The sequence below is a fragment of the Agrobacterium sp. V1 genome (assembly GCF_030518355.1).
GTDB lineage: Bacteria > Pseudomonadota > Alphaproteobacteria > Rhizobiales > Rhizobiaceae > Agrobacterium > Agrobacterium cucumeris.
Window position 1 is genome coordinate 2,872,527 of record NZ_JAULSF010000001.1, and the last position, 17,625, is coordinate 2,890,151.

The 17,625-nt window shown below is 58.6% G+C and carries 20 protein-coding genes; 9 read left to right on the forward strand and 11 right to left on the reverse strand.

Annotation, left to right across the window (positions count from 1 at the left end):
* Nucleotides 1–4 precede the first annotated feature (4 nt).
* Entirely contained in the window at nt 5–1,108 is a 1,104-nt protein-coding gene (locus tag QSV77_RS13790; RefSeq protein WP_262516375.1) for a TRAP transporter substrate-binding protein, read from the reverse strand.
* Between the two features lie 189 nt (nt 1,109–1,297).
* On the reverse strand, nt 1,298–1,771 hold the full coding sequence (locus QSV77_RS13795; protein WP_302733812.1) for a group III truncated hemoglobin: 474 nt from the start codon (nt 1,769–1,771) through the stop codon (nt 1,298–1,300).
* A 138-nt stretch (nt 1,772–1,909) separates the two neighbouring features.
* Here QSV77_RS13795 and mbfA point away from each other — a divergent pair, with 138 nt between their 5' ends.
* Nucleotides 1,910–2,893, forward strand: a complete 984-nt coding sequence (gene mbfA / locus QSV77_RS13800; protein WP_142840850.1) for an iron exporter MbfA — start codon at nt 1,910–1,912, stop codon at nt 2,891–2,893.
* Nucleotides 2,894–2,950: 57 nt separating this feature from the next.
* Here the strand turns inward: mbfA and QSV77_RS13805 are convergent, their stop codons facing one another.
* The gene (locus QSV77_RS13805; RefSeq protein ID WP_269708229.1) at nt 2,951–3,565 is read right to left on the reverse strand and encodes a transglutaminase-like cysteine peptidase; all 615 of its coding nucleotides are present in this window, start codon (nt 3,563–3,565) and stop codon (nt 2,951–2,953) included.
* 118 nt (nt 3,566–3,683) lie between these two features.
* Nucleotides 3,684–4,472 (reverse strand): carboxylesterase, encoded by a 789-nt coding sequence (locus QSV77_RS13810; RefSeq protein ID WP_269708228.1) that lies wholly within the window; start codon nt 4,470–4,472, stop codon nt 3,684–3,686.
* Nucleotides 4,473–4,659: 187 nt separating this feature from the next.
* On the opposite strand from QSV77_RS13810, the gene infC reads away from it, so the two are divergent.
* The 6 genes from infC (at nt 4,660) to pheT (ending at nt 10,613) form a co-directional block, all read left to right on the forward strand.
* Nucleotides 4,660–5,196: a translation initiation factor IF-3 gene (gene infC / locus QSV77_RS13815; protein ID WP_077224822.1), complete on the forward strand. Its 537-nt coding sequence runs from the start codon at nt 4,660–4,662 to the stop codon at nt 5,194–5,196.
* Nucleotides 5,197–5,387: 191 nt separating this feature from the next.
* Nucleotides 5,388–5,591, forward strand: coding sequence for a 50S ribosomal protein L35 (gene rpmI, locus QSV77_RS13820; RefSeq protein WP_003493355.1), 204 nt, complete (start codon nt 5,388–5,390; stop codon nt 5,589–5,591).
* Between the two features lie 40 nt (nt 5,592–5,631).
* Nucleotides 5,632–6,036: a 50S ribosomal protein L20 gene (rplT, locus tag QSV77_RS13825; protein WP_003507464.1), complete on the forward strand. Its 405-nt coding sequence runs from the start codon at nt 5,632–5,634 to the stop codon at nt 6,034–6,036.
* A 175-nt stretch (nt 6,037–6,211) separates the two neighbouring features.
* Nucleotides 6,212–7,090: a phosphotransferase gene (locus tag QSV77_RS13830; protein WP_302733816.1), complete on the forward strand. Its 879-nt coding sequence runs from the start codon at nt 6,212–6,214 to the stop codon at nt 7,088–7,090.
* Nucleotides 7,083–8,165, forward strand: coding sequence for a phenylalanine--tRNA ligase subunit alpha (pheS, locus tag QSV77_RS13835; RefSeq protein WP_110755727.1), 1,083 nt, complete (start codon nt 7,083–7,085; stop codon nt 8,163–8,165). Before QSV77_RS13830 ends, pheS begins: the two co-directional genes overlap by 8 nt.
* 24 nt (nt 8,166–8,189) lie before the next feature.
* A complete protein-coding gene (pheT, locus tag QSV77_RS13840) occupies nt 8,190–10,613 on the forward strand; it encodes a phenylalanine--tRNA ligase subunit beta (RefSeq protein ID WP_302733817.1) in 2,424 nt (807 codons plus the stop codon).
* A gap of 53 nt (nt 10,614–10,666) precedes the next feature.
* Here pheT and QSV77_RS13845 read toward each other — a convergent pair whose 3' ends face one another.
* Nucleotides 10,667–11,668, reverse strand: a complete 1,002-nt coding sequence (locus QSV77_RS13845) for an aldo/keto reductase (protein ID WP_302733818.1) — start codon at nt 11,666–11,668, stop codon at nt 10,667–10,669.
* 116 nt (nt 11,669–11,784) lie between these two features.
* On the opposite strand from QSV77_RS13845, the gene QSV77_RS13850 reads away from it, so the two are divergent.
* Nucleotides 11,785–12,675, forward strand: coding sequence for a LysR family transcriptional regulator (locus QSV77_RS13850; RefSeq protein ID WP_302733819.1), 891 nt, complete (start codon nt 11,785–11,787; stop codon nt 12,673–12,675).
* Here the strand turns inward: QSV77_RS13850 and QSV77_RS13855 are convergent, their stop codons facing one another.
* From QSV77_RS13855 to QSV77_RS13870, 4 genes are all read right to left on the reverse strand, one after another.
* Nucleotides 12,676–13,119 (reverse strand): GNAT family N-acetyltransferase, encoded by a 444-nt coding sequence (locus QSV77_RS13855; RefSeq protein ID WP_302733820.1) that lies wholly within the window; start codon nt 13,117–13,119, stop codon nt 12,676–12,678.
* A gap of 1 nt (nt 13,120) precedes the next feature.
* Nucleotides 13,121–14,071 (reverse strand): aldo/keto reductase, encoded by a 951-nt coding sequence (locus QSV77_RS13860; protein WP_302733821.1) that lies wholly within the window; start codon nt 14,069–14,071, stop codon nt 13,121–13,123.
* 110 nt (nt 14,072–14,181) lie between these two features.
* On the reverse strand, nt 14,182–15,165 hold the full coding sequence (locus QSV77_RS13865) for a GlxA family transcriptional regulator (protein ID WP_302733822.1): 984 nt from the start codon (nt 15,163–15,165) through the stop codon (nt 14,182–14,184).
* Nucleotides 15,165–15,725 (reverse strand): isochorismatase family protein, encoded by a 561-nt coding sequence (locus QSV77_RS13870; protein WP_142840860.1) that lies wholly within the window; start codon nt 15,723–15,725, stop codon nt 15,165–15,167. The genes QSV77_RS13865 and QSV77_RS13870 overlap by 1 nt, the downstream gene beginning before the upstream one ends.
* A 182-nt stretch (nt 15,726–15,907) precedes the next feature.
* Between QSV77_RS13870 and QSV77_RS13875 the strand changes: the two genes are divergently transcribed.
* Nucleotides 15,908–16,891, forward strand: a complete 984-nt coding sequence (locus tag QSV77_RS13875; protein ID WP_302733823.1) for a Gfo/Idh/MocA family protein — start codon at nt 15,908–15,910, stop codon at nt 16,889–16,891.
* Here the strand turns inward: QSV77_RS13875 and QSV77_RS13880 are convergent.
* Together QSV77_RS13880 and QSV77_RS13885 are read right to left on the reverse strand one after the other, a co-directional pair.
* Nucleotides 16,888–17,259 (reverse strand): hypothetical protein, encoded by a 372-nt coding sequence (locus QSV77_RS13880; protein ID WP_302733824.1) that lies wholly within the window; start codon nt 17,257–17,259, stop codon nt 16,888–16,890. The two genes, QSV77_RS13875 and QSV77_RS13880, sit on opposite strands and share 4 nt — an antisense overlap.
* A gap of 12 nt (nt 17,260–17,271) precedes the next feature.
* A complete protein-coding gene (locus QSV77_RS13885; protein ID WP_080818188.1) occupies nt 17,272–17,514 on the reverse strand; it encodes a hypothetical protein in 243 nt (80 codons plus the stop codon).
* Nucleotides 17,515–17,625: the final 111 nt, after the last annotated feature.

Sequence of the window (17,625 nt, forward strand, 5' to 3'; positions counted from 1 at the left end):
AGGCTCAGAGCGTACCGTTGCGCTGCTGGATCATCATGTAGGTATCATAGGTATATTCGGCGATCTGCGCCCAGAGATAGGCATCCTTCTTGAAGGCCTGCTGGCTCTCGTAGATCTTCTTGAAGCTCTCGTTCTTGGCCGAAATTTCCGCATAGGTGTCCTGTGCCGCCTTGTGGCAGACATCAAGGATTTCCTGGCTGAACGGCCGCAGGATGGCGCCCTGCGCCACCAGTTCCTTCAGGGCCTTCGGGTTGCGCGCGTCGTAGCGCTCCAGCATGCTGGCGCTGCCGGCGGCGCAGGCGTCTTTCAGGATGCGCTTGTAGTTTTCCGGCAGTTCGTTGAACTTCTGCAGGTTCACGAAGGCATGCACGGCCGGGCCGCCTTCCCACCATGCCGGATAGTAATAGTATTTTGCGACCTTGTAGAAGCCGAGCTTCTGGTCGTCATAGGGGCCGACAAATTCGGTCGCGTCGATCGTGCCCTTTTCCAGCGCGGCATAGACATCGCCGCCGGCGATCTGCTGCGGGGTAACGCCAACCTTCTGCATCACCTGGCCGGTGAGGCCGGCAATGCGCATCTTCAGGCCTTTGAGGTCGTCGATGGTGTTGATTTCCTTGCGGAACCAGCCGCCCATCTGAGCGCCTGTATTGCCGAGCAGGATCGAGTAGATATTGTGCTGGGCAAGGAACTCGTTGAGCAGCTCATTGCCGCCGGCCTGGTTGAACCAGGCATTCGTCTGGCGTGCGTTGAGGCCAAAGGGAACCGAGGTTCCAAGCGCGAAGGTCGGGTCCTTGCCGACGTAATAATAGGCGCAGGTATGCGCCATTTCGACGGTTCCGGCCGTCACCGCATCGGCCGCCTGCAGCGCCGGCACGATTTCGCCGCCCGCGAAATGCTGGATGACGAAGTTGCCGCCGGAAGCTTCCTTGACGTGATCGGCGACCATCTGGCCAGCACCGAAAAGAATGTCGAGGCCCTTGGTGAAGGACGACGTCATGCGCCAGGTGATCTTGGGGTTTTCCTGCGCAATGGCCGGAGCGGCCAGCGCGGTTGCGGTAACACCGGCGCCAAGAGCGCCCGCCTTGCGGATAAATGATCTGCGATCCATGTCGATAAGCCCTGATACGTCTGCATATTACAGGCGAACCGCACGGTACGCCTCCCAAAGGCTACTAACCATTTATCCTTGCAGCCATCAAGAGGGAATGTTCCAAACTTGCGCGCTCTTCTGCAATGCCTGTCGATTGCTGTTTTGGCACGTGATCGCGTTCTTCTTGTGGCTTCTGCCCTGCCGTGGTCAGGTTTGCGTGCGTTTTAATGCCGGATCGTCCATTGCAGGATTATAAAACAGCGAAAGTGTCAGGCTTCTGGCGATGCGTTCCGCCGTTTCCATGAACCAGTCATGGGCCTGCCTGCTCGGCGCGATGTCATCGAGCGTTGCCGAAAACAGCGTGAGCCATTGCGGGAAAAGTTCGGCCGTCATTCCACTCACGCCCAGATGCGCCTGTACCGGCTTGCCACCGTAACCGCCATTCTTGAAGGCGATTGCCGACCAGAACTGTTTCATCTTGTCCATGTGTTCCGGCCAGCGCCCGGAAAGTCGCGCATCGAAAACCGGCCCGAGCGTCGGATGTTTTAGAACGCGGCCATAAAATGTCTCGACAAGCAGATCGATGAAACCGGCATCGACGCCGATCGCTGCCATGGCTTTTTCGGCCTTGTGCTGAATGTCGGCATTATGGGCGGCCTTTGCCGTGATTGGATCCTGCATCGTGCTTCCTTTTCCATAAATTTACGCCCTCTGGTGGTCCTCCGCAATGCGACGCTTTGACGTATTAGAATAATTCTAAAAAGCTTGATTGTGGCGGTCTATCACTATATTTAGAATTATTCTAAAAAGGTTTCAGCCATGTTCCGCAGTCTTTTTTCCCTGTCCAAACGCCCCTTCTCCTCGCTCGGCGAGCAGGAAATCCTGGCGCTCGCCATCTCGTCGGAAGAGGATGATTCCCGTATTTACCGCTCCTACGCCGATCATCTGCGCGGGCAATATCCGCAATCCGCAAAGGTTTTCGAAGACATGGCGGAGGTCGAGCAGCGGCATCGAAATGTGCTGATCGACATGCATCGCCGCCGTTTCGGAGAAACCATCCCGCTGATCCGCCGCGAACATGTGCGCGGATTTTACGAGCGCACGCCGGACTGGCTGGTGAAGAACCTGTCGCTGGAGAAAATTCGCGCCCAGGCGGAATTGATGGAAGCGCAGGCGATCCGCTTTTACGATGAAGCGCTCAAGCGAACCACCGATGCCTCGACACGCAAGCTGTTGGGTGACCTGGCCGAGGCGGAGCGGGGGCACGAAGAGATTGCCCAACGGCTGGAAGAAAAACATCTCGATGAGGACGGCAAGTCCGAAGAGGCGGCAACGGCCAAGCGGCAGTTTCTTCTGACCTATGTGCAGCCGGGCCTTGCGGGGTTGATGGACGGTTCCGTCTCGACGCTTGCGCCGATCTTCGCCGCAGCTTTCGCCACGCAAGATACCTGGCAGACCTTCTTGATCGGCCTTTCAGCCTCCGTGGGCGCGGGCATTTCGATGGGCTTTACCGAGGCCGCCCATGATGATGGCAAGCTTTCGGGCCGTGGCTCGCCGGTAAAACGGGGCTTCGCCTCTGGCATCATGACGGCCGTCGGTGGCCTCGGCCACGCGCTGCCTTATCTCATTCCGCATTTCTGGACGGCCACGGCAATCGCCGCCATCGTCGTTTTCGTGGAACTCTGGGCCATCGCCTTCATTCAGAACCGCTTCATGGAAACGCCGTTCCTGCGGGCGGTGTTTCAGGTTGTGCTTGGCGGTTCGCTGGTGCTGGCAGCCGGCATTATCATCGGCAATGGCTGAAAAAAGAAAGAGCCCGCGGCTGCGGGCTCTCGTCTGTCCAGAATGATAGTTCGAGTGTCAGCGCAACGCGCCAACCAGAACGTCACGACCATCTTCGATGGAGACCCAGCGGCCGGTATTGAAGGACGCCTGCCGTTTCAGATAGGTGTAATTCGTGTCGGTCCAGAGCTTCACGTCGTCGGTCAGGTTGTCGAGAATATAATCGCCATCGGTGGTACGAAGCGTCAGCACGGCATGGCCTTCACCATCCGGCTTGCGCACAACGGTGATCAGAAGGTCGGCAACGGAAAAACCGCGCTCGATCAGCTTCTTGCGCTTCAGCAGCACAAAATCTTCGCAGTCGCCGGCCGTCGTCGGATATTCCCAGACTTCGTCCTTGCCGTAGATTTCCTGATCGGTCATCGCCACGATGGTGGTGTTGACGGAGGTGTTGATCTCACGAATGACGCCCCAGCCATATTCGGTAACGCGGGGCGGCGGCGTCAGCTTGTTGCGAATGTTGCATTCATCCGCATATTTCTGACAGAACTCGTAATGGCCGATCGGCTGGGAGGTAATCCCGCCCGTCACCATGGAAGGGCTTCCCTTGATTTCCGCCATGGCGGAAGCAGCAGTCATTAGCCCGGCGGCAACTGCAAACAGCAGCGCACGCGCCAGCGGTGCGTTCATCATGAAACCCGTCCCTTAATTCTTAATGAAAAGTTAAGAGGGATGGGGGGTAGGAGTCAATCATTAGCAATCGGTGGCGCGCAAGACTCGTTGAATATGGTTAAGAGCGTTGCGCAAATGCCTATATCGCAAGGGCTTTGACGGCTGCGAGCATCCTGTCGATATCCTGCGGCCGGGAAAGCCGGTGGTCGCCGTCGCGGATCAGCGTCAACACGACATCGTCGGCGGGAAGGTGCTCGAGGAGCTTGAGTGCGTGTTGATAGGGGACATCGGGATCACGCATGCCCTGCAGGATGTGAACGGGGCAGCCGGTGGTGATGATGCCCGTAAGCACGCGGTTCTGCTTGCCGTCCTCCATCAGCGCCCGGGTAAAGATGTTGGGTTCAGGGCTATATTCCGAATGTTCCTCGAAATAGCCTCTTTCCACCAGCGACGTCTTTTCCGCTTCCGTCAGGCTGGGCTCTATCAACTCCGCAGTGAAATCGGGAGCGGGGGCAATAAGAACCAGACCCGCGACGGAGGGCGCACCGCCTGCCTTGCGCAGCTCCTCGACCATGCGCAACGCAATCCACCCACCCATGGACGAGCCAACGAGGATGACACGCGCCGGTGCCTTGGCGCGTAGCACGGCGAGTGCTTCTTCCAGCCACCGCGAAATCGTGCCTCTTTTGAAATCGCCACCGGAAGCTCCGTGGCCGGAATAATCGAGCCGCAGGCAGGCAAGACCATTTTCCGCTGCGAAGCGATCGAGCTCCACCGCCTTGGTTCCCGTCATGTCGGAACGATAGCCACCGAGCCAGACGAGCAGGGGTGCGTCCGGCTGTGATGCTGCGCGGCGATGGAGAAAAGCGATGTTGCGGGCGTCGTCACCCGCTCCCATATGCAGGAATTCAGCGGCTTGTTCGGTCATGTATATGCAATTCTCCTGATTTTCGTGCAATATCGGCGGCGTATTTGCAAAAACCGTGGCAAGAGGTGATCTTTTCGGGCAGATATGCTATTGACTTCGCCACGGCAATAACGACATTTCCGCCGCTTGTACCAAACAAGCTGTTTTTTGCTGACGTGATCCAGAAACAGATCAGGAGAATACGACCATTCGCAGACCTTTCAAAGCCGATGCCCCCGTCAAGGAGGGCCCGCGCTCCAACCGGGAAATTCGGGTTCCCAGAGTTCAGCTTATTGATGAAGAGGGCCAGAACCTCGGTAGCATGCCGACGGATCAGGCTTTGAAAATGGCGGAAGAGGCCGGTCTCGATCTCGTCGAGATTTCGCCGAACGCAGAGCCGCCGGTATGCAAGATCCTCGATCTCGGCAAGCTTAAATACTCGACCCAGAAGAAAGCCGCTGAGGCGCGCAAGAAACAGAAGATCGTCGAGGTCAAAGAAATCAAGATGCGCCCCAACATCGACACGCATGACTATGACGTGAAGATGAAGGCGATGAACCGCTTCTTTGACGAGGGTGACAAGGTGAAGGTGACGCTGAAGTTCCGTGGCCGTGAAATGGCCCACCAGGAACTTGGCATGAAACTTCTCCTCCAAGTGAAGGAAGATACCCAGGCGATTGCCAAGGTTGAAGCCGAGCCGAAGCTGGAAGGCCGTCAGATGATGATGGTTCTCGCCCCGAAATAATTTTGCGCCAGTCCTGAAAGCTGCGTAAATCACCGCCGCAAGGGGAAATTTTCATTCCCCGTTGCGCTTTTAGCCGACTGCGGTTATAAGCGCGCGTCCGAACGGTCCGGCAGGGCATGCCGAGGCCGTTCCTGAATAGCTTGAAATAGGCCTCGTCTGCCTGTTTCGATACAAAAACACGGAGTAGCAAAATGCCCAAGATGAAGACGAAGTCCGCTGCAAAAAAGCGGTTCAAGATCACCGCTACCGGTAAGGTTGTTGCAGCCGCCGCCGGTAAGCGCCACGGCATGATCAAGCGTACCAACAAGTTCATTCGCGACGCGCGTGGAACCATGGTTCTCGCCGAAGCTGACGGCAAGAAAGTCGTCAAGAACTACCTGCCGAACGGTCTCTGAGACTTTTCCGCACTTTTGGACACTTTAAGGAGATCATGACATGGCACGCGTAAAACGTGGCGTAACTTCCCGCGCCAAGCACACCAAGACACTCAAGGCAGCCAAGGGCTTCTACGGCCGCCGCAAGAACACCATCCGCGCAGCAAAGGCTGCCGTGGATCGTTCCAAGCAGTACGCTTACCGCGACCGCAAGGTCAACAAGCGCAACTTCCGCGCTCTGTGGATCCAGCGTATCAACGCTGCTGTTCGCGAATTCGGCCTGACCTACGGCCGCTTCATCGACGGCCTGAACAAGGCTGGCATCGAAGTCGACCGCAAGGTTCTGTCCGACATGGCTATCCATGAGCCGGCAGCATTCGGCGCGCTCGTTGAAGCAGCGAAGAAGGCTCTTGAGTACCTCAAGGATGCTGGTACGACCAACGAGTTTGAAACCGCTGTAAAGTAATTACGGCGCGGACAATCTGTTGTTCATTTGAAACCCGCGCCGGTCCTCCGGCGCGGGTTTTCGATTTTTTGGAATTCACGGCAGTTTCGGCAAAGGCGTAGAGCGTTTTGCACCGGGGTTGCCAGAAGGGTGGGGCATCCGGCTTTCGGTCGGCATGTTCCATTGGGGGGCAAGAATGCTGGTTGCCGCAAGTGAGGCGGAAAAGGCGAAGGGTTTCCACGTCCATCTCGAAGATGGCGATATCGCAGCCTTGATGCGGGTTCTGCTTAAAAGCGAGCGCCGCGTGCAGAAACTCGAGCTTTCCACAACGACCGTCTGGATAAAACGCCAGGGCACGGAAACGCCGTCCTGGTGGATAAAGCTGCAGACTTTTCTCGCAAAGCTGCTTCCCTATACCTTTATGCGTCCTTCGCCGCCGCTTGACGGCGCCGGTCTCATGCGCCGCGAACTCGAAACGCTGGAGGCCTTCAAGGCCAGTGGTTTCCCCGTGCCCCCCGTCATCTATTCCTCGCTGACGGCCGTTGTGCTTGGCGATGTCGGCCCCACCATCATGGAGCGCATGGATGCGATAAAGGCCACGACACCGGTGGAGCACGATGCGCTGCTTGTAAAATCCGCAGAGGCGCTTGGCGAGTTGCATGCGGCGGGTCTCTGCCATGGTCGTCCGCATGTGCGCGACTTCTTTCTTCAGGACGGCCGTGTCGGTTTCATGGATTTCGAGGAGCGTCCTCAGGAGGTCATGCCGCTGGAAACGGCGCAGGCCCGCGATATATGGCTGCTGTTTTTACAGGTCGCCACCCGCGCCTGCGATGCGCCGGGGACCTGCGATGCGGCCTTCGCCCGCTGGCGCGAAAACGCCCCGCCCCGGGCGCTGGAAGAATTGTGCCGCCTGACCGGCATTCTCGGGCGATTTTTACCGCTTGCCCGGTTGATCGGGCGCGTGCGGATGGGTAGTGATCTGCGACGCTTTATCATGGCGACCGACTATCTGATGAATGCTGTGAACCCCGAAGCCGCTGTTAAAAAGACCGGCAAGGCAGGAAAAGATGACTGAACTTGATACCTTGAAATCGCAATTGATGTCGGAGATCGCGGCTGCTGCCGATGAGCCGGCCATCGAAGCCGTGCGCGTTTCCGCGCTGGGCAAGAAGGGCTCGGTTTCGGAGCTTTTGAAGACGCTGGGCAGCATGACGCCGGAAGAGCGCCAGACCCGCGGTGCTGCCATCAACCAGCTTAAGACTGAGATCACCGATCTTATCGGCGAACGCAAGAATGCGCTGAAGGATGCTGCCATCGCCGCCCGGTTGAAGGCGGAAACGGTGGATGTCAGCCTGCCGGTCCGCCAGTCCCCGGCCGAGCGTGGCCGCATTCATCCCATCAGCCAGATCGTCGATGAAATCACCGCCATCTTCGCGGATATGGGTTTCTCGATCGCCGAAGGTCCCGATATCGAGACCGATTATTACAACTTCACGGCGCTGAATTTCCCCGAAGGCCACCCGGCCCGCGAAATGCACGACACCTTCTTCTTCCAGCCGGATGAAAACGGTGAGCGTAAGGTGCTGCGCACGCACACCTCGCCGGTGCAGATCCGCACCATGGAAAGCCAGAAGCCGCCGATCCGCATCGTCATTCCCGGCAAGACCTACCGTCAGGATTCCGACGCCACCCATTCGCCGATGTTCCATCAGGTCGAAGGCCTTGTCATCGACAAGAAAGCGCATGTCGGCAATCTGCGCTGGGTGCTGGAAGAGTTCTGCAAGACCTTCTTCGAGGTCGACAGCGTCGTCATGCGTTTCCGCCCGTCCTTCTTCCCCTTCACGGAGCCGAGCTTCGAGGTGGATATTCAGTGCGACCGTTCCGGCCCGATCGTCAAGTTCGGCGAAGGCAATGACTGGATGGAAATTCTCGGCTGCGGCATGGTGCACCCGAACGTGCTGCGTGCTGGTGGGCTGGACCCGGACGAATATCAGGGCTTTGCCTGGGGCATGGGCCTCGACCGCATCGCCATGCTGAAATACGGCATGCCTGATCTGCGCGATTTCTTCAACGCCGATGTCCGCTGGATGAACCATTACGGCTTCCGCCCGCTCGACATGCCGACGCTGTTCGGCGGTTTGAGCGTTTAATCCGGTTAGCCAAGGAGCAAAGACATGAAATTCACTCTTTCCTGGCTGAAAGAGCATCTGGATACCGATGCGACGCTGGACGAGATTTGCGAGCGGCTGACGGCAATCGGCCTCGAGGTCGAAGAAGTTGACGACAAGGCGGCTTACAAGCCTTTCGTCATTGCCAAGGTGGTTTCCGCTGAAAAACATCCTGAGGCCGACCGCCTCAAGGTGCTGATGGTCGATGCCGGTGATGGCAAGCCGGTACAGATCGTTTGCGGTGCGCCCAATGCACGCGCCGGCCTTGTCGGTGCTCTGGCGCGTCCGGGCGTGTATGTCCCGGGTATCGATGTCACCCTTGCTGTCGGCAAAATTCGCGGCGTCGAAAGCCACGGCATGATGTGCTCCGAAAAGGAGCTCAACATTTCCGACGATCATGACGGCATCATCGATCTGCCGCAGGATGCCCCTGTCGGCACGTCCTTCGCCACCTATGCCGGCCTCGACGATCCGATGATCGAAATCAACCTGACGCCGAACCGTCCGGATTGCACCTCGATCTACGGCATTGCCCGTGATCTTGCGGCTTCCGGTCTCGGCAAGCTGAAGACGAGGCCTGCGCCGTCCTTCAAGGTGGAAGGCGCAACGCCCGTCGATGTGAAGCTGGAACTGGACGATGCGGCGCTCTGCCCCGGCTTTTCGCTGCGCATCGTGCGCGGCGTGAAGAACGGCCCGAGCCCGAAATGGATGCAGCAGCGCCTGATGGCAATCGGCCTGCGCCCCATCAACGCGCTTGTCGACATCACCAACTACATGACCTTCGATCAGGGCCGGCCGATGCACGTCTTCGACGCTGCCAAGGTCAAGGGCGATCTTACGGTTCGTCGTGCGAAAGAGGGTGAGACGATCCTCGCACTCGACCAGCGGGAATATAAACTCGGCCCGAACAATGTCGTCATTGCTGATGAAAAGGGCCTAGAGTCCATCGGCGGCGTGATGGGCGGCGAACATTCCGGCTGCGATGACAATACCGTCGATGTGCTGATCGAATCCGCTCTCTGGGATCCGATCAACATCGCCAAGACCGGCCGTTCGCTCGGCATCATCACCGATGCGCGTTATCGTTTCGAGCGCGGCGTTGATCCGGAATACATGGTTCCGGGTCTGGAGCGCACCACCGAACTGGTTCTGGAACTCTGCGGCGGCGTCGCTGGCGAAGCCCGGGTCGTGGGTTATAAGGGCCATCAGCCCAAGGTCGTGGATTTCCCGCTCGCGGAAGTGAAACGCCTGACGGGTCTGGAAGTTTCGGCAGAAGAGAGCCTCACGATTCTCAAGGGCCTCGGTTTCGGTGTCGAGGGAACGGGCGAGCGCGTTTCCGTCACCGTCCCGTCCTGGCGTCCTGATGTCGACGGCAAGGCTGATCTGGTGGAAGAAGTCATGCGCATCCACGGCGTCGACAATATCAAGCCGGAACCGCTGGAAAACTTCGGTGCCGTCAATGGTCGTATCCTGACCACATTGCAGATCCGCACGCGTACCGCGCGCCGTGCCCTGGCAAGCCGTGGCATGCTGGAAGCCGTCACGTGGTCCTTCATTCCGGAAGCGCAGGCGAAGCTCTTCGGTGGCGGTTCGCCGGCCCTGAAGCTCGCCAACCCGATTGCGGCCGATATGTCGGACATGCGGCCCTCGTTGCTGCCTGGCCTGTTGACCGCTGCCCAGCGTAATGCCGACAAGGGTTATGGTGACGTCGCGATCTTCGAGGTTTCCGGCACCTATGAGGGCGATACGCCTGAGAAGCAGCGCCGCGTTGCCGGCGGTGTCCGCCGTGGCACGGCCTCGCTCGCAGGCAGCGGCCGCATGTGGTCCAATGCTTTGAAGGGCGGCGGCAAGCCGGTGGATGTCTATGACGCCAAGGCTGATGCGCTCTGCGTGCTCGAAGCCTGCGGCCTGCCCATGGCCAATGTGCAGATCGAAGCCGGTGCGCCTTCCTGGTATCACCCCGGCCGTTCCGGCACCATCAAGATGGGCCCGAAGGTCGTGCTCGGTTATTTCGGCGAGTTCCATCCGAAAACCCTGTCCGAACTGGATGTTTCCGGCGCCTATTGCGGTTTCGAGATTTATCTCGATGCCATGCAGGAGCCGAAAAAGAAGGCGACCCGCACCAAGCCCGCACTCGAGCTTTCGCCTTTCCAGGCCGTCAAGCGCGACTTCGCCTTTGTGGTTGACAAGTCGGTCGAGGCGGGTGCCATCATCAAGGCCGCGACGAGTGCTGACCGCAAGCTGATCACCGGCGTCAATGTCTTCGATATCTTTGAGGGTGCGTCGCTCGGCGAAAACCGCAAGTCGGTTGCCATCGAAGTGCAGATCCAGCCGGTCGACAAGACCCTGACGGATGAGGATTTCGAGGCGCTGACGGCCAAGATCGTCGGCAATGTCGAGAAGTCGACAGGTGGCGTTCTGCGTGCTTGAAAGCCGATGGCTGAATGAAAAAAGCCGCGGCGGTTGCCGCGGCTTTTTTGTTTTTAGCGGTTGGCCATCTGGGACATGCGCGCGGGATAGCGTTCCCCCGCAACCTTTGCCGGCGAGAGGAGGGCACCGAGGCTCGCAACTTCCTCCGCCGTCAGCGAAACATCCGCTGCAGCGACGTTTTTCTCCAAATTAGCAATTTTTGTGGTGCCGGGGATAGGAACAATGAAGTCGCCCTGTGCCAGCACCCAGGCGAGCGCCAATTGCCCGGCGGTAACGCCCTTTTCAGTCGCCATGTCTTCCAGAAGCTGGATGAGCGCCAGATTGGCGTCGAAGTTTTCGCTTTGGAAGCGCGGCAGGCCGCGTCGGAAATCATCGGCGGCGAGGCCGTCGAGTGACTTCAGCGCGCCCGTCAGAGCCCCGCGCCCAAGCGGGCTGAAGGGGACAAAACCAATGCCGAGTTCGCGGCAGGTTTCCAGCACGCCGTTTTCCTCCACATCGCGGGTCCACAGCGAATATTCGCTCTGAATGGCCGCAATCGGATGGGTGGTGTGCGCTTTGCGAAGCGTTTCGGCGCTGGCTTCGGAAAGGCCGAGATGTTTCACCTTGCCTTGCTTCACCAACTCCGCCATGGCCCCCACCGTATCTTCGATCGGCACATCGGGATCGACGCGATGCTGGTAGAACAGGTCGATGGCATCGACGCCAAGGCGTTTGAGCGAGGCTTCGGCGACGGCGCGCACATTTTCCGGGCGGCTGTCGGTGCCCACCATCATCTGGCCTGCGGGTTTGCTGGTGTCGATCCTGAAACCGAACTTGGTGGCGATGACCACCTTGTCGCGATAGGGCTTCAAACCCTTGCCGACGAGAATCTCGTTATTGTAAGGCCCATAAACCTCTGCCGTATCGAAAAAGGTGACGCCGAGTTCGACGGCGCGGTGCAGCGTCGCTATTGCGCTGCTTTCATCGCCGGTCGGGCTATAGGCATGGGTCATTCCCATGCAGCCGAGGCCAAGCGCCGAAACGGATAGGTTGTTTCCAAGGGTTCTTTGTTTCATCTGTTCGTCCTTCCATAAGGAACCGCCCGTCATCAGGGCGTGATCAGAAAATAGCGTCTCATGGCGATAAAAATAATCGCTGCAAATCCGCGTGGGTTGTTCTATCATTTAGAACAATGAACCGTGTGCAACTCTCCCAGCTGGCCGTTCTCGCCGCCGTTGCCGAAGGCCGTAGCTTCCGCAAGGCTGCGGCTGAACTCGCCATTGCGCCCTCCGCCGTCAGCCATGCCGTCTCGTCACTGGAGACAAGCCTTGGCCTGCGTCTGCTTCATCGTACCACCCGCAGCGTTTCGCCGACAGAGGAGGGAAGGCGGCTTCTGGAAACACTGGGTCCGGCGCTTGCCGATATCGATGCCGTCATCGAGACGCTTGCCGAGCATGGCGGGAGACCGGCCGGCCCCCTGCGCATCACCTTGCCGAGACTGGCCGCCGAGGATCTCATCGTGCCGCGGTTGGGTGAGTTCCTGCGGCTCTATCCCGATATTTCACTCGAAATCTCAACCGACGACCGTTTTGAAGATATTGTCGCAAAGGGTTTCGATGCCGGGCTGCGGCTCGGGGAGCACCTCGACGCGGATATGATTGCGGTGAAAGCCAGCGGCGCATGGCGCGGCGCAATTGTTGGTTCTCCGTCCTATTTTGCGGAAAATCCACCGCCACGCGATCCCAGGGATCTTATCCGGCATCGCTGTATTCGCCGCCGTTTCGCCAGTGGTCTTATCTATCGCTGGGAACTGGAGAAGAACGGCAAGCCGCTGGTGGTCGATGTGCAGGGACCTTTGATCCTGTCGGACCAAAGCCTCATTCGTCGGGCGGCGATAGACGGGGCAGGGCTCGCCTTCGTCTTCGAGCAGCGCGTCGAGGACGATATCAGGGAGGGCAGGCTCATCCGCGTGCTGGAGGACTGGTGCGCACCCTTTGACGGCTTTTATATCTATTATCCCTCCCGCCGGCAGATGCGTCCGGCGCTGAGGGCTTTTGTGGATTTTTTCCGCTTCCGGGGCTGATCAGAACTTGATGCGATAGCGAATATGGCCGTCGCTTTTCACGTAGCTGTCGTAAAGTTTCTGGGCGCGGTGGTTGTCTTCGCCCGTGTGCCAGTATAGCCGCGACCAGCCCTTTTCCTTGCAGATGGTGATAAGATCGTCCATCAGCGCGCGGCCCGTTCCCTTGCCGCGGATTTCGCCATCGACGAACAAATCCTCCAGATAGCAATCGGGCGTCTTCACCCAGGTGGAATCATGGAAGTGGTGGATGGCGAAACCCGCCATCCTGTCACCCAGCACGGCCACACGCATCGAAACACGGGATGCGGGATCAAGGATGCGCGCCCAGGTATGGTCGGTGACGTCATCGGCAAGCTCGACCTCATAAAAGGCAAGGTAGTCGTTCCAGAGGCGCAGCCATTCTGCCCGGTCAGCCGGCTGTGCATCACGAATTGCAAGCTCCATCTTATGCGCCTGCCTTGTCGAGAAGGGTCATCATTTCATCGGTCAGTTTTAACTCGACGGCGCGTTTGAAGCTTTCAAGCTGCGACAGGCTGGTGGCGCTGGCAATCGGCGCGGTTATCGCTTTTTTCCGCAACAGCCAGGCGAGCGCGATATCGGCGAGCTTGGCCCCGGTCTGTACCGCCACGGCATCCATCGCGCCCAGAACGGCAAGGCCACGCGTGTTGACATATTCGCCGACGCGATAGCTGCGGGCAACGCCTTCCGTATCGGCCTTGGCACGGTATTTCCCGGTCAGGAAACCGGCGGCGAGGCTGTAGTAGTTGATGACGCCAATCTCTTCCTTCACACAGAGATCAGCAAGCGGACCTTCGAAATCCGCACGGTTGTAGAGATTATATTCCGGCTGCAGCACGTCGTAACGCGGAAGACTGTTTTTCGCAGCCGTATCCAGCGCCTCCTGAAGCTGGCTGGCGGAATAGTTGGAGCAGCCAATGGCGCGGATTTTTCCCTGTTCCTTCAGCTTTGCAAAGGCGGCAAGCGTCTCTTCCAGCGGCACCTCGGCATCCGGCTTGTGGGCGAGATAGAGGTCGATATAGTCGGTCTGCAGCCGCTTCAGCGAGGCTTCGACAGCCTCTGCGATCCACTTGGCGCTGAGGCCGGTCTTCTGGCCGCGATTGTCAAAACCGACCTTGGTGACGATCACCGCATCCTCGCGCTTGATGCTCGATTGCTTCAGCCATTTGCCGATGATGACTTCGGATTCGCCGCCCTCATGCCCGTTCACCCAGGCGGAATAGACATCCGCCGTGTCGATGGCGTTGAACCCGGCGTCAAAAAAAGCGTCGAGCAGGGCAAAGGAAGTCTTCTCATCCGCTGTCCAGCCGAACACGTTGCCGCCGAAGACGATCGGGGCGATGGAGAGGCCGGTGCGGCCGAGGTTTCGTTTTTCCACGGGGGATGCTCCTGTTGCTGACTTTGTGGCAAGGTTAGCAACTGCTCATCCGCATAACCATTCAATTCCTTTGATGGCACTCATCAGGCAACAGACGGAAGCCGGAGAGATCAGCTCCGATAGCCGCGATAGTGGCTGGGCGGAAGGTGATTATGCTGTTGCCACACGCGCCGCAAATGCCGGGCAGAGGCAAACCCCGCCCGTTCGGCAATGGACTCCATATCGAGGCGGCTATTAGCGAGAATGTCACGGGCCAAATTGACCCGCATCAGATTGACATAATCGATGACGCTGATGCCGGTATGTTCGCGAAACAGGCGTGACAGATGCCTTTCGCTGAGGGCTGCAATATCGGCCAGGCCTTCCAGTGACCAGTCCTGCGCTGGCTCTGCCATCACCCGGTCCTGCACGCGGTGAATGGCGGGGTGCATGTGGTTACGGCCTGTCAGCCAGGGCGAAATTTGCGGATCGCTGCCGTTGCGCCTCAGATAGACAACCATGGTTTTTGCAATACGCGCCGCAACGGCCGGGGATGTCAGCCGGGAAACCACATGCAGCATGAGATCGATGCCGGTGGAGATGCCCGCGCTTGAAAAGCGGTTTCCGTCCTCGACGAACAGTCGGTTTTCGGCCACCTGGGACAATGGCGCGATGCGTCGCAGCGCCTCGATGCAATCGGCATGGGTGGTGCAGCTTCGTCCGTCGAAAAGTCCGGCCTCTCCCGCCAGCAATGCACCGGAGCAGATGGAAATGACTGTGGTGTCGACACGCGCGACGCGGCCCAGCCATGCCGTCAATGCCTGCCGCTCCCGCCGCGTTTCCGGCTCGCTCTCGGAACGTGAAGTGCTGCCGGAGATCAAGAGAAACGCATTTTCCGGAAGCGCCGCGGGCAGGGCCTCCAGCCCGCAAAGGTCAAGGCCGATCGAGGATTGTTGCCTGTCCCTTGCCGCAATGTAGCGGCAGTCGAAAAAAATGTCGCTTTGCTCGTCATTGGCATAACGGATGACCTGCAGGGGGCCGGCAATATCGAGCAACAGCGCGTGCGGCGGCACAAGCGTATAAAACGGAATGATGCGTGTGCCGCCTTTATCCATCAGGCTGCTTCTTTCAAGGTTGCAATCGCGTCGTTCACCGTGGCGATGCGTGCGAAGCGCCCCGCCAGCACCAGCTCGGTGCGTTTACGGATATCGTCGGCGCTGAACACCGTGCCGGAGGCGTGCATCATCGGAAAGGTCAACGTCGCCTCGGTTACGTAATCGACGCTGTAGCCGAGATCGGAAGCGTGCCGGGTGGTCGTTTCGCAGCATTGTTCGGTGCGGATGCCGGAGACGATCAGCCGGTTGATACCTTTCTGCGTCAGCCAGATTTCAAGGCCGGTGCCGGCAAAGGCCGAATGGCGGTTCTTGTGGAAGGTCACATCGGGTGCGATCTCCACACCCTCCAGCGCACGGACATAGCCGCTGTCTTTCGAGAAGGCCTTGTCGCCATCGACATGGAAGATTTGAACAACGGGAATTCCCGCGGCCTTGGCGCCGTCGATCAATGCCTGCTGTTTCTCCAGATAGGCGGCGAGCCCGCTTTCCTCGAAATAAGGGGTATGCCGAAACGATTCCTGAACGTCGATGACGAGCAGTGCGGTGTGAGAAGAGGACATTTCATGTTTCTCCGTTGGGGTACTGATAACATAATTCTCCCTTACACAGCTCGATAAAAGCAACCAGGCCGACAAAGGCAGGACACATCCGGCCATACTTTATACTGATCGGACTTTGCCGGCTTGCCACACGGTGCCGGGATGGTAAGTTTCCGAAGAAATGGCAGAGTGGGAGAATGGGAATGCTGCGCTTCGGAATAATCTCAACGGCGAAGATCGCTCAGGATCACGTCATTCCGGCAATACAGGATGCGCAAAACTGTGTGGTCAGCGCCATCGCCAGCCGCGATCACGCCAAGGCGCGTGCAGTGGCCGAGCGTTTTTCCGTGCCCAACGCCTTCGGTTCCTATGAGGAGATGCTGGCATCGGATGTGATCGATGCGGTCTATATCCCGCTTCCCACCTCCCAGCATGTGGAATGGACCATCAAGGCGGCCGATGCCGGCAAGCATGTGCTGTGTGAAAAGCCGATTGCGCTGAAAGCGGAAGAGATCGATACGCTTATCGCCGCACGCGACCGCAATGGCGTTATTGTGTCCGAGGCTTTCATGGTCACCTATGCGCCGGTCTGGGCCAAGGTGAAGGAGTTGCTGGGATCGGGCGCCATCGGCACGCTGAAACATGTGCAGGGCGCTTTCAGCTATTTCAATCGCGATCCCGGCAACATGCGCAATATTCCCGAACTGGGCGGCGGCGCCCTGCCGGATATCGGCGTCTACCCAACCATCGTGACCCGTTTTGCCACCGGCGCGGAGCCGAAGCGGGTGCAGGCCACGGTTGAGCGCGACAGGGAATTCGGTACGGATATCTATTCCAGCGTCAGGGCTGATTTCGGCGATTTCGAACTGAGCTTTTATCTGTCGACCCAGCTTGCCGCCCGTCAGCTCATGGTCTTCCACGGCACGGATGGTTACATCGAGGTCAAATCCCCTTTCAACGCCAATCGCTGGGGTGCGGAAGAGATCGAGCTGACCAATCAGGCCCATAACCAGTCGCAAATCTTCCGGTTTCAGGATAGCCGTCAATACAAGCTGGAGGCGGAGGCTTTTGCCCGGGCGGCAAAGGGCGACGGCGAAGTCGTCACGCTGGAAAGCTCGCGGAAGAACCAGCTTTTTATCGACGCTATCTATCGGGCAGCTAAAAAGGACGGTTGGGAAACGGTTTAATCCCGGTCCAATTGTCGTTTTTGCAGCCGTCGGTAGCCGTAAAGCGCCAGCAGCAATGCCGCGAATGCTGAAAAGGCGAGCGGGATAAGCGGCTGGACCAGCGGGTTGCGCCACTGCAGCAACACAAACAGCCCGACACCGACGATGCGGGAGGTGAGCGTCACGGCATTCACGAGAAAAACGCTCAATGTGGCGGTTGCACGGCTGTTGGAGCGGTTCAGCCGCCAGCTCGTCACAACGCCTGCCGCCGCACCGGGCAATCGGGCGGCCAGCGGATCGACACCGAGATAGAAAATGAGCAGGCAGGTGACGGTAAGGTCAGCGGCCAATCCGCAAATCTCGGTCAACGCGAAGTGCGGAAGTCTCAAGGCCGTGAGCTTTTAAAGTGTCGGCTGCGTCGAGCGCGGGCGTTGCAGCACGAGAAGGCCGATGACAACACCGACGACGCCAAAATTATAACCGGCTAGCGCCAAAAGCAGCGACATCAACGGCACGGCCGTGGAAGAAAGCGCCATTGCTACACCATATGCGCCGATAATCATCATGCAGATGAAGATGATGCTGAAGACAGAACGCAACGCAACTGCGGTTACGCCAAGCACTGTGGCGGTAAGAAAAATCATGGATGCCGCCTCCTCTTTGGTTGCCGGGCCTAGGACAAGACCTAGCGTCTTCTTCCCTAACGAACCCTTGTTTTCTCCTCCGTTCCCTGTTTTCCTAACTCGTTAGTTGAG